Below are 13,933 nucleotides of genomic sequence, written 5' to 3' on the forward strand. Positions count from 1 at the left end.
ATTAAATACTGAATTATTAAAAGTTGGTTATCCTATGGCAATCATTAAAAAAGAGAATAGGGCTGATTATTACGAGGCTTTAGAAAATGTAGGAGACAACGAAGATTTTTCTGATATTGTGACTTTTATACAAAAAGAAATAAAAGAAACAGCAAAATTTATTTTAGATGTAGTAGGTCAAACAAAAACATAAGAAAGAATAAACAATGAAAAAGATAGCCTTAAAAAAAGGAACTAAAATGTCTGAAAAAGAAAAAATTGAATATCTTTCTAAATATATTTGGTATGACAAAGAGTATTTAATAAAAAACAATCCCAATAAAATAATAGCTTATGCCATGAGATATGCTGATATTGATGATTATGCAGTAATTTTATCCTTAAAAGATAGATTAAAAGATGTTTTGAATAGTGCTGAGGCTGGGTGGTTTGATAAAAAAAGTTGGGTATTTTGGCATACTTTTTTAAAGCTAGATATTAAGCCATTTCCTACAAGGAATATAAAATGATACATTATGAGATTCTTCCACAAGAACAAAAAGAAATATATAAAAATCTATCTTTTTTTGGAGATATAGATTTTGTAATCAAAGAAAATAGCTTAATTTTAGATGATGTATTGGAAGTTGCAAATTTAAAAAGCCTATTGGCTACAAAATTAAAAGCAACCTTTGATAGGGCTGAGTATAAGGACTATATAGATATAGTTGAAATCCTAAAAACAGGACAAATAACTATCGAGGAAGGAATAAATAAAATGTTTGATTTTTTTGGAACTGATTTCACAGCGTCGCAAGTTCTTAAAAACTTAACATATTTTGAAGATGGGGATCTGCATAGACTTGAGATAAAAGATAGAGATATATTGATACAAAGTGTATTAAATTTCAAAAACAATATGTTTGAGACCGATAAAACCTAAATTCAAAGAAGAATAGACAATGAAACAAGAGATTTCAAATAACACTTTAAAAACTTGCAAATTGACAATTTTAAATAAAACAGATTATATTTCAGGGTGGGAAGCACTAAATATACCTAGTGAAAACGGACTTATTGCTGATTGGCACCCATTGCACTACTTTAATAAAAAACAAGATATAAAAAAATATAGTTTTAATGAAATTTTAGGAAATAGTGGCATAAAAAAAAGATATGTAAAAATGCTAGATAAAGAGGAGTATGTAGCAAATTATCCAAGAGCTATAAGAGAAATTTATAATACAACCTTTAATGATAAAAAAGCCACTTTAATAAATTAAAATCAAATAAGGACATATTACAATAGATGAGCTTTTAAATTTAGGTAATTCTATGAGAGAATATTTAAAGAATCATACTTAGAAGATGAAGATAAAACAGGTAGGGTTTTGCAAAACAAAGTTTAGAGCTGCAATAGACGATAGAGAGGAGTGTCTCATTCCGCCACTATCCCTCTCTAAAAGGATTACTATATCATTTTACTCTGATAGAAATCTTAATGAAAAAATGATATTTAAAATCCTAAAGTTAAGGAATATTATTCAAATTTGGATATTTAGAGTGTTAAAAAAGATTTGGGAAATATCAAAGATGATTGTAATACCTTTGAAATAAACATCTCAAACATAAGAAAGAATAGACAATGAAAAAGATAGTTTTTAATGCTTTTGCCATTTTTTCTGTCTGCTCACTCGCCTAGTGCTTCATAGCAAATTCAAATAATTAAGATTTATGTTTTTAACCACTTTTAATTGTTTTAAAAAAAGATTTCACTTTATTAAAGAGATAAAAATGAAAAATAAAAAAGAAATCTACCCTCAAATTTGAGGGGATTTAAATAAATACAATTATTTTTTAAAAACTATCTATCAACTCTTTGTTTTTATCATCTACTTCTAAATCAAAATAGATAATTTTTAATATCATTTCATCATCAAATTTCAATATATAATGATCTTCTTCCAGCCTATCAATTGCCTTAGGATATATTAAAAATAGCCTATAGCAATTATATTTTTTCCCATAAGTATAAAGTTGATATAGGTCGGCTTGAGATATCTCTTTTGGAGATTCTACTGTTTTCCATTTTGTATCGGCTATAATTTTACTTTCGCCTGCAATAAAAATATCAGGTATTAATCTAAAGCTTTTTGGACTATCTACAAGATATTTTTTAAAATACTGAAGCTTTACATTTTCATAGTTTTTTTGTATAAACTTCCCAACATAATTTTCAAAAAGCCTGTTCATATCAAAAAGAAAGGCAAATGCTAGATTAGCCCCACTATATGGAGTAAAAGATTCTTTTAAAAGAAAAATTTTGCACCATAAAAGTGCTTGTTCATAATGCTTGGTTTGGCGATTTATACAATAATACTTAAAAAAATTTTTATAATTTTTATGTTTTGAAACCTCATCAAACATAAATAAAAACTTTCTAATTCTTTGCTGATTTTTAATATATGAAGATATTTTATATAAAGACTCAAGTGTTGTTTTTATGATTTGATTTATCTCTATATCGTTTGTAAACTCATCGTATTTTACATAAAATCTATTTTTATGAATATTGTTTTTATCTATTTGTTCGCTTATTACAAGTTTTCCTTTTAAAAAATTTAGGTTACCACTAAAATTTACATAATCACTTTTTATCCCCTTTTTTAAAAGAGAGCTAAGCTCATCCAAAAACATACTTATAAAAATTTCCAAAATAGACATTTTTTTCAGATCAAGATTGGCAAAATTTGAAATTTTAAATGGAAAATTTTTAAGAGTTTTTAGCATTTTTATAAAAATTTTTTTTGATGCTTCTCCATCTGAGTTTTTAGCTATTTTAGGCAAAATTTCTAGTGTAAATCCACTTTTTGTTTGCAAAACACCCACATAATTTTTGGCTTGTATAAATTTACCATTACAATTACTTCCAAGCCTTAAAAACTGTGTGTTTTCACTATTTTTAAGTATAAAATTTTCTATATCGTCAAAATCTTTTTTGTCAAAATTTTTTTGATATAACTTTTCAAATTCAACTATTTGAATCAATCTGCTCATCGTTTTCTTTGGTATCTGATTTTGGATAAATTTCTATATAGCTTTGTGGGTTTTTAAAAGCATCGCTGTTTATCTCATACAGTTTTTTTTCTACTACATCTTCCAAATCTCCACTAAATAATTCTTCTAAGTTAATATCCTTTTCTTTGATAAATTGACAATTTTCATCTTTTTGATCATCTGCTAAAATAAGTCTTATTTTCTCCCAGTCATCATAAAAATACTCACAAAGAAGCGGAATTATTCTGTTTCTAAACACATCTGAAAGTTCTTCCATACTTTTAATACCAATAAAATAAGCATGCCCTATCGTGTGATCTCTATCATAAAGACACTCTATTCTTTCATTTATAGCTTTAAGCATTGTGGCTATTTCTATATCATCTATTTTTATGTCTTTTAATAAACTATAATCAGGCATCATCTCTATAAAGTCAAATCTCCTTCTAAGGGCCATATCCATAAGGGCTATGCTTCTATCTGCAGTATTCATAGTGCCTATAATATATAAATTTGAGGGCACGCCAAATTTCTTTTTTGAGTATGGCAACTCTACTGCTATAGAATCTTTTGCCCCAATTCTTTTTGAGGGCTCTATAAGTGTTATAAGCTCACCAAAAATTTTTGATATATTTCCACGATTTATCTCATCTATAATTAAAACATAGTTTTTGAATTCTATTTTTATATTTTTGGCTTTTTCGCAAATATCTTTAAAAACGCCATCTTTTATCTCATATTTTATATTATTATTTTCATCGCTTTCTGCTTTTAACCCCTCTATAAACTCTTCGTATGAGTAGCTTTGATGAAAAGTTATAAATTTGATCTGCCCATTTTCTATATAATTATCAAATTTCTTTTTTAACTCATCCATATCTTCACTGCTATCAATCTTTCCATCTATTATTTCAATAGCTTTTTTTATTGTGCTATATGTTTTTCCGGTTCCCGGAGGACCATATAGTATTTGGTTTAATGGCTCTATTGTCATTTTTAACTTCTCCTTATCTGCTTCAACCTTTAAAATATATTCAAGCAGTTCATTTTGAATTTGCTGCTTTGGTTGCGCGGATTTTAGTCCATGTTTTTGAAGGTTATTAAGATTTAATTTCTCTGTATCTAACATGCCAATTAACTCTAATTCAAATTCTTTATCATCATTTATTTTTACAATTTTAGTTTTTATTTTTATTGATTGAACTGGTTTAGCTAGATAAATATAGACTATATCGCCTATTTTAAATCCATTAAGAGGACTACTCCAGCTGACAATTTTATTTTTTTTTAATTCCTCAATGGCATTAAAAAACTCAGGATCGCTTGGTATAAGCCAGTAGTTTTTATTTTTATCTTGCATAAAATCTCCTTATTGACGAACTATTTTACCATCTATAAATATTTACACTATTTTTATAAAACCATTCCATCAATATTTAAAAAAATTTAGAGGCAAAATCCCTAAGCTTACTATCTTTAAACAATCTAAGATAAAAGCTTAAACTCATTCCCTCAAATTTAAAGGGTTAAATTTCAAACTAGCTCATTGTGATTTTTTTAAGAATCATATCTTCGCCGCTAACCACTTCAAGGTCATTTGATCCACATTTTGGGCAAAGAAATTCATTTTTCTTAAGCGTTGAGCTTTGGTGGCAATTTTTACAGTTAACTACAATCTCATCTATATCAATTTTTAGGCTAGCTTTGGCACAAACTGTCCCTACTTTATAGACTTCAAATGCCTCTTTTAGGTAGTGAGGCTCAACTCCGCTAAGCCGTCCTATACCAATCTCTATCTTCTCAACCCTTTTTAAGCCCTCTTTTTTGAGATTTTGCTCGCAAAGCTCTACCAGATCTATAACAATAGAAAGTTCATGCATCAACAAATCCTTGGAAGTAGTTCGCCACGTGGCGGCTCCATTGACCTTAAAACGCCATAAGAGTTTTTTATCAAAACAACATCTCTTTTAGATGAGACAACCTCTCCAACAACTGCCGCATTGCTATCAAATCTCTTTAAAATCTCCAAAGCTCTCTTTTCAAACTCAGGCATAACCGCCAAAACAAAGGTCCCTTCGTTGGCAAGCTCATATGGCTCAAAGCCAAGCAACTCGCAGATTCCTTGCACCTCATCGCAGATATTAACACTCTCTTCATCTATGACAATCTCTAAGTTGTTTTGTGTAGCCCACTCATTTAACACAGCACTCAAACCGCCTCTTGTAGCATCTCTCATACAAAGTGGCACAATATTATTGTTTAGTAGCTCCAAAACTACATTTTTCAAACTCTTACAATCGCTTTTAAGATCGCTTTGTAGCTCAAGTTCATCCCTTAAGGCAACTATAACGCCCCCATGCCTTGCTATGTCGCCACTTAGCAAGATTTTGGCGCCAACTTTTAGATTGCTAGTTATGATGTTTTTTTTGATTATCTCTCCGATGCCTGCAGTGTTGATAAAAAGACCATCAGCCTTGCCTTTTGGCACTACCTTTGTATCGCCACAAACTATGCAAACATCGTTTTTACTAGCCTCTTTTTGCATTGAGTGCAAAATCTTTTTTAGCTCTTCTATGCTAAAGCCTTCTTCTATTATCAAAGAGCAGCTCAAATACTTCGCACTAGCTCCAACCATAGCAAGGTCATTTATCGTGCCACAAACTGCAATCTTGCCAATATCGCCGCCTGGAAAAAACAGAGGACTAACAACAAAAGAGTCACTTGTAAAGGCGATATTTGGAGCTAAATTTAAGATCGCCGCATCATTTGCACTTTTTAAAATTTCATTATCAAAAGCTTTGAAAATTATATTATTTATCAAAGCATTCATCTCTTCACCGCCACCGCCGTGACTTAAAAGAATTTGTTCTTTCAAAATTTACTCCTATTTAAAATAATCTATAAAACCTATCACTTCTGTTATATTATCTACAAATTTTTTTATCTCTTCTTCATTCAATCTATATAAAAATGACGGTTTATAGTCAAAGTAATATCCATTTAAAAATAGATAAAACTTACCATTTATAAAGGCAAAGCTTGCACTTTGGTGACCTTTTTCTTTTTGAAACCTTATGATTTTTTCCATAGATAAAAAATCAAGCAGATATCTTGCCTCTATCTCATCATCGCTAAAAATTCTAAATTCTTCATTGAACTCTCTGTTATCCAAAATCTCTTTTTTACCGTCTATTTTTGTGTTGTAAGACCTATCTACAATTATAGTTTTTGAACTAAATTTTTTACCGATATCAAAACCCAAAACTACACCTTGAAATTTAGAAAGCTCATATTTGACCTGTTTTGCAAGTTCTATTATTTTTCCGATTTTACTGCTTGAATAATGTTTTTCTTCATAAGTTTCTACGATACAAAACTCAAACTCACTTCCTTTATACAGACCTTTTATCAAATCATGCGTTATAAAAATATTATAAGCATAAATTTCAGTTTCATTTATAAAGTCACTTCCAAGACCTTTTTGCGGCGTATAAACATACTCTTTAAAAAATTCTGAAATGATTTTTTCTTTTATGATATAGCTGAAATTTAACTTTTTTTCTTTGAAGTGATAATAATAAAGTTGTGAAAAGATAAATATGAGCGCAAAACAGGGTATTGCTATCAAAGCTCCTATTTTATCCACAAAATTACCATATCCATACTCATCATAAGGTAGTTTATAAAGGATTACTAAAGATGGAAAATAGTCACAAAGATAGTCATAAATGAGCAAAATTACTATTATAAGAAGCGGGACTAAAAAAGCGTAAAATCTATAGTTAAAAATAGCCTCTTTTAATATCTTTTTTCGCTTCTCTTCAAACTCTTCTACTCTAATTTTCATATCTTTTTATATTTATAATAGGCCGCGCAAGCTCCCTCACTTGAGACCATACAAGAGCCTATTGGGTGCTGCGGATTGCAAACTTTGGAAAAGAGTTTGCACTCATTTGGTTTTGCTCTTCCCCTTAAAATCTCTGGGCAGATACAGGCGCTGTTTTCTTTATGCTTTTCTACAGAACAGTCAAATTTAACCTTGGCATTTATAAAATCAAACTCATCTTTTAGCTCATAGGCGCTATTTGGTATCACTCCAAGTCCTCGCCACTCAAAGTCACAAGGCCTGAAATATCTCCCTATAAGCTCCTTTGCCTTAACATTGCCCTCTGGAAACACAACTCTTTTGTACTCATTATAGACTTCAAAAGTCCCATTTTGGTGCTGTTTTACTAAATTTAAGATACCATCAAGTATATCAACTGGCTCAAATCCACTCACAGCAAATGGTCTTTTATATCTAGTTGCTATCTCTTCATAAATTTTACTTCCTGTAATAACGCTTACGTGAGATGGCGCTATAAAGCCGTCAATATGGACATCTTTGTCATCTTTTAAAATAGCTCCTATGGTGTTTGGCACAGTTACATGGTTGATGTGAAAAAATAAATTTGTTATTCCAAGTTCTAAGGCCTTTTGTATAACAACGCAGGTCATTGGGGCAGTAGTTTCAAAGCCTATAGCAAAAAAGACAACATTTTTTGTTGGATTTTCTTTGGCTATTTTCAACAGATCCATCGGCGTATAAAGCGCCCTAACATCGGCTCCAATCGCCCTTTGTTTGGACAAGGTGCTACTACTTCCTGGCACTCTTAACATATCAGCCAAAGTAGCAAGGATAACATCATCTCTGGCTGAGAGTTTTATTGCTTGATCGACTCTGGATTGCGGCATAACGCAGACTGGACAGCCCGGGCCATGGATGAAATTTATCCGCTCATCAAGTAGTTTTGGAAGTGCAAACTTCATGATACTATGAGTATGCCCGCCGCATATCTCCATGATATTTATCTTGCTAGTTAATGTTTTGTTTATAGTAGAGCTCAAAGATAAAACATATCTTTTGTCTCTAAAGTCATTTATGAGATCCATCTTTTATCATCTCTTCCAAGCCCATATCGCCCTCTTTTTGGTCTATCTCGCCACTTGACATATTTTTGGCTATCTCTTCATAAATTTTAAGACTCTCTTTGGCATACTCTTTGTCGATCTTAGACATCGCAAACCCAACATGTATCAAAACATAGTCGCCAACTTCGAGCTTTTCGCTTATAAGATCTAGACTAACTCCCCTTTTTACGCCAAGAGTCTCCACTGTTGCGAAGTTGTTTTCATCTATAGAGATGATTTTTGAAGGTATGCTAAGACACATTATCTTAACTCTTTTTTAAATTTAATATATGAAATCCACCTATCAACTCCATCGCCACTTATGCTATCAAGTGTTATAACATCTACTTTTGGATTGAGTTTTCTAGCTTCGTTTTTGACCTCTTCTATATCAAAGTTAAAATGCTCCAAAAGAGAGGTTTTGGTGATGATGATAAGATCTGCTTTTCGAAACATTACTGGATATTTTGCCACCTTATCACTACCTTCTGGCACACTCAAAAGCACAACATCCAAATGTGCCCCAAGCTCATAACTTGCAGGGCAGACAAGGTTGCCGACATTTTCTATAAAGACAACATCAAGCTCATTTAGTGGTAGATGATGAAGTCCTTCATGAACCATAAAAGCGTCTAAATGGCAAGTTTGACCGGTGGTTATCTGATAGGCTTTTGCGCCCGCTTTTATAATGCGGTTTGCATCTTTGTTTGTTTCCAAATCGCCCTCTACAACGCCTATTTTAAAATCACTTTTTTTTATAGTTGCCTCAAGTAGTGTAGTTTTGCCACTTCCTGGACTACTCATCAAATTTATACAAAAAATTCCATGCTCATCAAGATGTTCTCTGTTGTGATGTGCCTCTTTGTCATTTTTGTCTAAAATCTTGGTTATTACCTCAACTGTTTTTTTCTCATTTAACTCTGGATGATGGTGATGATGGTGCTCTTCACCAGTTATGCTACAGCCACAATCTTTACACATTTTGACTCCTTTTTTTTGATTATTATAACACAAAATATCAACTTAAATTTGACCAAACTTAGCTCTTTTTAGAAGAGAAAGTTTATGTATCATCTGCCCCAAAGCAATGCCACTATCGTTTGTTGGAATCTCTTTGTTAGTGTAGTAGACGATATTTTCTTTTTTAAACTCTTTTGATAAAAGCTTCATTAAAGTTTGGTTTTGAAAAACTCCGCCGCTCAAAATCACATCAAGTCCCTTTGTCTTGGCGATTTGGACAATAATCTCTACAAATGAGTTTATAAATTTACTAGCTTTTACCTCTTTTGGCTCACTACTTTTCAAAAAGGCATTTTTATAGACAATTTTGTCATCTTCTATGCTAAATTTATAGCTTGACTTGATACTCTCATCATACAAAGACTCGATTTGCATACCAATCTGCCCATCATAACTGCTATCATAAAAGCCCAAAGCAAAGGCTCCAAAGGCGTCAAAGATTCTGCCAACAGAGCTAGTTTTTACCCCTCTTTTCTCATAAACTTTATCTATGTTTTTTTGTAAAAAAGGATCTAGCCTAGACTTTAGCTCTTCATCATCAACTCCTAAACTTTTAAGAAGCAAATAGGCAATTAGCGCTGGGTTTTTGATAGTCTCGTCGCCACCAACTAAAAAAAACTCATCAAATTTCAAAACTCTTTCATAGCTAAACTCATCAAAAACAAAGACCTCTCCGCCCCAAATGGCGCCATCATCTCCATATCCAGTCCCATCAAAACAAAAGCCCAAAAACTTTTTGCCACTTCCTAAAAGCAAATTTTCATATAAATTTGAAAGTAGATGTGCGTAATGGTGCTGGATCTTTTCTATCCTATATCCTCTCTTTAAAAACTCCTTGCTTAGCCAAAAGCCTGGATGTTTGTCAGCTAAAATAAGGTCAAATTTAAGCTCATATCTTTTTTTGAAAAGTTCTAAAATTGAGTAAAAGCGTCTTTTTGTCTCAGCACTTTTTAGATCGCCAATATAGGGCGATAGAAACAAAAGTCCATCTTTGTAGATACAAAACTCATTTTTAAGTTCAGCACCCAAAGCCAAAAAAGTCCCCTTGATATCAAAATCGCTTTTAACTATCTTTGGTCTAATTCCCCTTGAAGTTCGCAAAAAATGAGCCTTTCCACCGACCACAAAGGCAAGTGAATCATCGCTTGGATTTACTATCTCTCTATCATTGTCAAGTATAAAATCAATACTATTTTTAAGTTTTTTTAACAGCTCTTCTTGGTTATAGATAATTGGCTCGCCGCTTATATTGGCACTTGTTGCGATGATTGGGAAGTCTATCATCTCAAACAAAAGTAGATGAAGCGCAGTTGGTGGCAAAAATATAGCAATTTTGTCTAAATTTGGGGCTAAATTTGGCGGTAAAGCGCTCTTTTTCACTTTTAAGATAACTATTGGCTTTATTTTTGAGTCTAAAAGCTCTTTTTCATCTTTGTCAATAACTGCAATTTTTTCTGCCATAAAAAGATCTTTACACATGATGGCAAATGGCTTAAAAGGGCGATTTTTGCTCTCTCTAACTCTTTTTATAACAGCGCTATTTGTAGCATCACAAACCAAATGAAAACCGCCAATTCCCTTTATCGCTACAACCCTGCCCTCTTTTAACATCTTAGCAACTTCGCCAACTGCCTCGCTACCCCCTTTTAAAACAGCGCCATCTCTATCTTTTAAAAAAAGCTTTGGACCACAACTCGCACAAGAGATTGGCTCTGCGTGAAAGCGTCTATTTAGCGGCTCTTCATACTCAGCCCTACACTCATCACACATCTTAAACTTATCCATTGTTGTGTTTTGTCTATCATATGGAAGTTTTTTGATGATAGAAAAGCGCGGACCACAATTGGTGCAGTTTATAAATGGATAGTGATAGCGTCTGTTATTTTTGTCATAAAACTCAGCCTTGCATTCATCGCATATGGCAAAATCAGGAAGAATTGGTGCAGTTTTTTGCCCTATTTTTGACTCTACGATAGAAAAGTTTTCAAACTCTCTTTTCTCTATCTGGGTAACTTTTATCTCATCAACTCTTGAAAGAGGCGGAAGAGCGTTAAGAATGGCTTTGGAAAACTTCGCTGGATCGGCGGTATTTAAGATGATTTTTACACCTTGCGCGTCATTATAAACTTCGCCTTTTATACCAAAAGCAGTGGCTAATTTGTAGATATATGGTCTAAAACCAACTCCTTGAACAGCGCCACTTATCTCAAATTTATAGGTCTTTTCAAAGCTCATAGTGACAAAAGTTGATGTTGTGGTAGCTAGAGATGAGTTTTTTGGCCAAATTTGCAAACAAAGGCTCACTAAAAAGCTCGCCTTGCAAAATAACAGCATTAAACTCAACCTGTTTTTTTAGCTCGTCCAAAAATGAGTCAAGATAGATGATAAGCGACTCAACATATCCAAAACTAAGGCTCTCATCATCACATCCGCCAAGTCTAAAACTCATACCACTTCTTATAAATTTATCGACACAAAACTCACTTTCAAAGCCCTCTTTGTAGTCTATCTTTGGACCTTTTTTGCCTCTAAAAAGCTTTGCATTTTCTATAAGCTTACTAGCATCTTTTTCAAAAAATAGCCTAGAGGCAAGCTCAAAATATGAGTAAAAACTTCTAAAGCTATCTTTGTTAAAGCTTTGAAATTTAAACTCTTTTGTGTAGTTTTCAAAAAGAGTTTTGCCAACTTTGTCTTTTAAAATCTGCTCTTTTAACTCATCGCTGCCATTGATAGCAGGAAGTTTTAGAAGCTCTATAAAAGCGCCATCTTTAAAAAGCGATATCTCATCATCTCTGTTTTTGTTTAGCTCTATTTTTACAACAACTGGCTTTTGTAAATTTAACTCCGCCACTTTGAGTTTAAACTTATCACTACTTTTCTCATCTGGAAGGATAAATTTAGAGTTTTTAATAATTAGAAAATCATCTTCTAAAAGTGCTATTTTGGGATCTTGTGCTAAGTTTTTTAGAGTTAAAAATGGTGCTATATCCTTTAGAGAGGTAGCAAGTGCAAACAAAAATAGATCATCAGCCAACTTTAAGTCAAAAAAACTTGGAGCATTGCGATTTTTGCCTTTATAAACTTCTGATACTCTTAAATTTATCACAGGTTTTTCAAAACTATTTAAGGCTATCAAAGTTGACTCATCGCAGACAAAGAGTTTGGACAAATTCAAAACTGAAGTTGGCATTAAAATGTTGCCATCATCAAAGACAATATCCAAAAGTAGGCTAAAAGAGGCTCCATCTTCATCTTTTAAAAAAAGCTCTTGGTTGTGTTGCAGAGCTCTTGTTGCGTAGTCTAAATTTGAGTCAAAGTTCTCTTTGGTAATTTTTATAAATTTATCATCTTTTTTTATAGATAAATTGCTAAAGATAGAGTATTCATTAGCTATAAGCTCACCTTTGCCATAGGCCTTTAGGACCGATGGAGTAATATTTGCATAAGGACTTGAGAAAAAATTACTACTCTTTGGTAGCTCTTTTTCCCACTCATTTACGCTACTTTTTTTTAAAAATATTGAATTTGGAATGCAGTTCATCGAAGAGTCATTAAATTTAACAACCTCATCTTTATCGCCACTTACAAAAAGTCTAAGAAGCTCATTTTCTTTGGTTATGCTGTATTTTAGGTCAAACTTTTTAGCATAAAAATCCAAAAAATAGCTTAAAACTCCGTTGTTGCTGTTATATACAAACTCATAAACTATTCCTATGTTGTTATTTAAACTCATCTGCCATCTCTTGTATTGTTTTGTTGTCTTTTTTTTCTATAGAAAAACCCAGCTCTTTTAGGTATTTTAGGGCTGTTTTTTCCATTAGGCTAACACCTGCTTTTATCTCATCGCTAATCTCAAAACCCGGCTCTTCTATACGCTTTGGAATAATACCTATGATTTTTGTCCTTGGCAAATCGCCTGCTATTTCCATAAATTTCAGAGTTTGAAGCATCTCTATCTCGTGGGCTGAGCCACTCCAGCTTAAATTCTTGGGCATATCTTTATAGTCAAAAAAATAGACATCACCAACTTCGCCGCCAGTTGCATCGATACAATCAAGCAACAAAACAGAGTCAAACTCAGCCATTATCGGGATAAGTCTCATAGCCAAAGTCCCACCGTCTACAAACTCAATGGTGTGATCTTTGCTATGAAAACTATAATTTCTCTCCAAAAGCTTACAAAGATGAACGCCTATGCCCTCATCCATAAACATTACATTGCCAACGCCAAGGACAAGAAGTTTCAAACTCTACTCCTTTGGAAATTTATATCCGCTAATTATAGCATCCATCTCCCCGTTGCCACCCTTTATAGCGTTAAATATCGCCATATACACATGAATTGGCACAAATATAAGTATCACATCCATAGCTATATGGTGAAAAACTCTAACATTGGCAAGTCCGCCCATCATCACTTCAAATGGTCTAAGCAAAGGATATAAAAAGCCTCCAAGACCATCATGATAGATGTGTATATAAAGGATAAGTCCAGTAAGACAGATGATAAAAAGCACAACATAAAACAGAAGATATGAGGCAAATTGAAGAGGATTATAAACTCCCCTTAAATGCGGATGCTCTCCCATAAATAGATAGTATTTTATCTGACCTATCCATACTTTTGGACTAAAAAAATCTTTGATACTGACTCTCTCTTTGTGGCTAAGGCCATCAAAAAAGAAAAGATAGGTTTTATAAATTGCCGCTGCTATTAGAACAAAGCCAAAAACAAGATGGACAAATCTCCACTTTGCCTGCATAAAAAGCACCGGCTCATCGCTAATATTTGGACTTTGGAATACATAAGCGATGTAGAGACCACTCACGACAAGCACAGTAATACAGATAAACCTTATCCAATGCGTAAGCCTATATCCAATAGAAAACTCATACTCTGCTACACGCTTTTTTTCGCAACTCATCT

General features: G+C 32.7%; 15 protein-coding genes and 1 pseudogene. 4 read left to right on the plus strand and 12 right to left on the minus strand.

Translation table 11 applies throughout. The annotated features are described in order from the left end of the window. The 4 genes and pseudogenes from Q0X52_RS03200 to Q0X52_RS03215 all read left to right on the plus strand — a co-directional run. Positions 1 to 193: pseudogene (locus Q0X52_RS03200) on the plus strand (Fic family protein); the annotation flags it as partial. A gap of 13 nt (positions 194 to 206) precedes the next feature. Further along, entirely contained in the window at positions 207 to 509 is a 303-nt protein-coding gene (locus tag Q0X52_RS03205; RefSeq protein WP_297574792.1) for a hypothetical protein, read from the plus strand. Then, a complete protein-coding gene (locus Q0X52_RS03210; protein WP_297574794.1) occupies positions 506 to 922 on the plus strand; it encodes a nucleotidyl transferase AbiEii/AbiGii toxin family protein in 417 nt (138 codons plus the stop codon). The genes Q0X52_RS03205 and Q0X52_RS03210 overlap by 4 nt, the downstream gene beginning before the upstream one ends. A 19-nt stretch (positions 923 to 941) precedes the next feature. Beyond that, positions 942 to 1,262, plus strand: coding sequence for a hypothetical protein (locus Q0X52_RS03215; RefSeq protein WP_297574796.1), 321 nt, complete (start codon positions 942 to 944; stop codon positions 1,260 to 1,262). A gap of 574 nt (positions 1,263 to 1,836) precedes the next feature. Here Q0X52_RS03215 and Q0X52_RS03220 read toward each other — a convergent pair. From Q0X52_RS03220 to cybH, 12 genes are all read right to left on the minus strand, one after another. Further along, entirely contained in the window at positions 1,837 to 3,036 is a 1,200-nt protein-coding gene (locus Q0X52_RS03220; RefSeq protein ID WP_297574798.1) for an McrC family protein, read from the minus strand. After that, positions 3,011 to 4,396 carry an AAA family ATPase gene (locus tag Q0X52_RS03225; RefSeq protein ID WP_297574800.1) on the minus strand — a complete coding sequence of 462 codons (1,386 nt, stop codon included), beginning with the start codon at positions 4,394 to 4,396 and terminating at the stop codon, positions 3,011 to 3,013. The genes Q0X52_RS03220 and Q0X52_RS03225 overlap by 26 nt, the downstream gene beginning before the upstream one ends. A 178-nt stretch (positions 4,397 to 4,574) precedes the next feature. After that, the gene (gene hypA / locus Q0X52_RS03230) at positions 4,575 to 4,916 is read right to left on the minus strand and encodes a hydrogenase maturation nickel metallochaperone HypA (protein ID WP_297574802.1); all 342 of its coding nucleotides are present in this window, start codon (positions 4,914 to 4,916) and stop codon (positions 4,575 to 4,577) included. After that, positions 4,916 to 5,911, minus strand: coding sequence for a hydrogenase expression/formation protein HypE (hypE, locus tag Q0X52_RS03235; RefSeq protein ID WP_297574804.1), 996 nt, complete (start codon positions 5,909 to 5,911; stop codon positions 4,916 to 4,918). The genes hypA and hypE overlap by 1 nt, the downstream gene beginning before the upstream one ends. 9 nt (positions 5,912 to 5,920) lie before the next feature. Continuing rightward, on the minus strand, positions 5,921 to 6,883 hold the full coding sequence (locus Q0X52_RS03240) for a DUF3137 domain-containing protein (RefSeq protein WP_297574806.1): 963 nt from the start codon (positions 6,881 to 6,883) through the stop codon (positions 5,921 to 5,923). After that, positions 6,880 to 7,968, minus strand: coding sequence for a hydrogenase formation protein HypD (gene hypD / locus Q0X52_RS03245; protein ID WP_297574808.1), 1,089 nt, complete (start codon positions 7,966 to 7,968; stop codon positions 6,880 to 6,882). The genes Q0X52_RS03240 and hypD overlap by 4 nt, the downstream gene beginning before the upstream one ends. Further along, entirely contained in the window at positions 7,952 to 8,248 is a 297-nt protein-coding gene (locus tag Q0X52_RS03250) for a HypC/HybG/HupF family hydrogenase formation chaperone (protein WP_297574810.1), read from the minus strand. The genes hypD and Q0X52_RS03250 overlap by 17 nt, the downstream gene beginning before the upstream one ends. Next, entirely contained in the window at positions 8,248 to 8,967 is a 720-nt protein-coding gene (hypB, locus tag Q0X52_RS03255; RefSeq protein WP_297574812.1) for a hydrogenase nickel incorporation protein HypB, read from the minus strand. Before hypB ends, Q0X52_RS03250 begins: the two co-directional genes overlap by 1 nt. A 42-nt stretch (positions 8,968 to 9,009) precedes the next feature. Then, positions 9,010 to 11,241: a carbamoyltransferase HypF gene (gene hypF, locus Q0X52_RS03260; protein ID WP_297575143.1), complete on the minus strand. Its 2,232-nt coding sequence runs from the start codon at positions 11,239 to 11,241 to the stop codon at positions 9,010 to 9,012. Further along, entirely contained in the window at positions 11,231 to 12,739 is a 1,509-nt protein-coding gene (locus Q0X52_RS03265; RefSeq protein WP_297574814.1) for a hypothetical protein, read from the minus strand. The genes hypF and Q0X52_RS03265 overlap by 11 nt, the downstream gene beginning before the upstream one ends. Continuing rightward, positions 12,726 to 13,253: a HyaD/HybD family hydrogenase maturation endopeptidase gene (locus Q0X52_RS03270; RefSeq protein WP_297574816.1), complete on the minus strand. Its 528-nt coding sequence runs from the start codon at positions 13,251 to 13,253 to the stop codon at positions 12,726 to 12,728. The genes Q0X52_RS03265 and Q0X52_RS03270 overlap by 14 nt, the downstream gene beginning before the upstream one ends. Positions 13,254 to 13,256: 3 nt before the next feature. Next, positions 13,257 to 13,931: a Ni/Fe-hydrogenase, b-type cytochrome subunit gene (gene cybH, locus Q0X52_RS03275; protein WP_297574818.1), complete on the minus strand. Its 675-nt coding sequence runs from the start codon at positions 13,929 to 13,931 to the stop codon at positions 13,257 to 13,259. Between the last annotated feature and the right edge of the window lie 2 nt (positions 13,932 to 13,933).

It is taken from the genome of uncultured Campylobacter sp. (assembly GCF_947255105.1).
Taxonomy (GTDB): domain Bacteria; phylum Campylobacterota; class Campylobacteria; order Campylobacterales; family Campylobacteraceae; genus Campylobacter_B.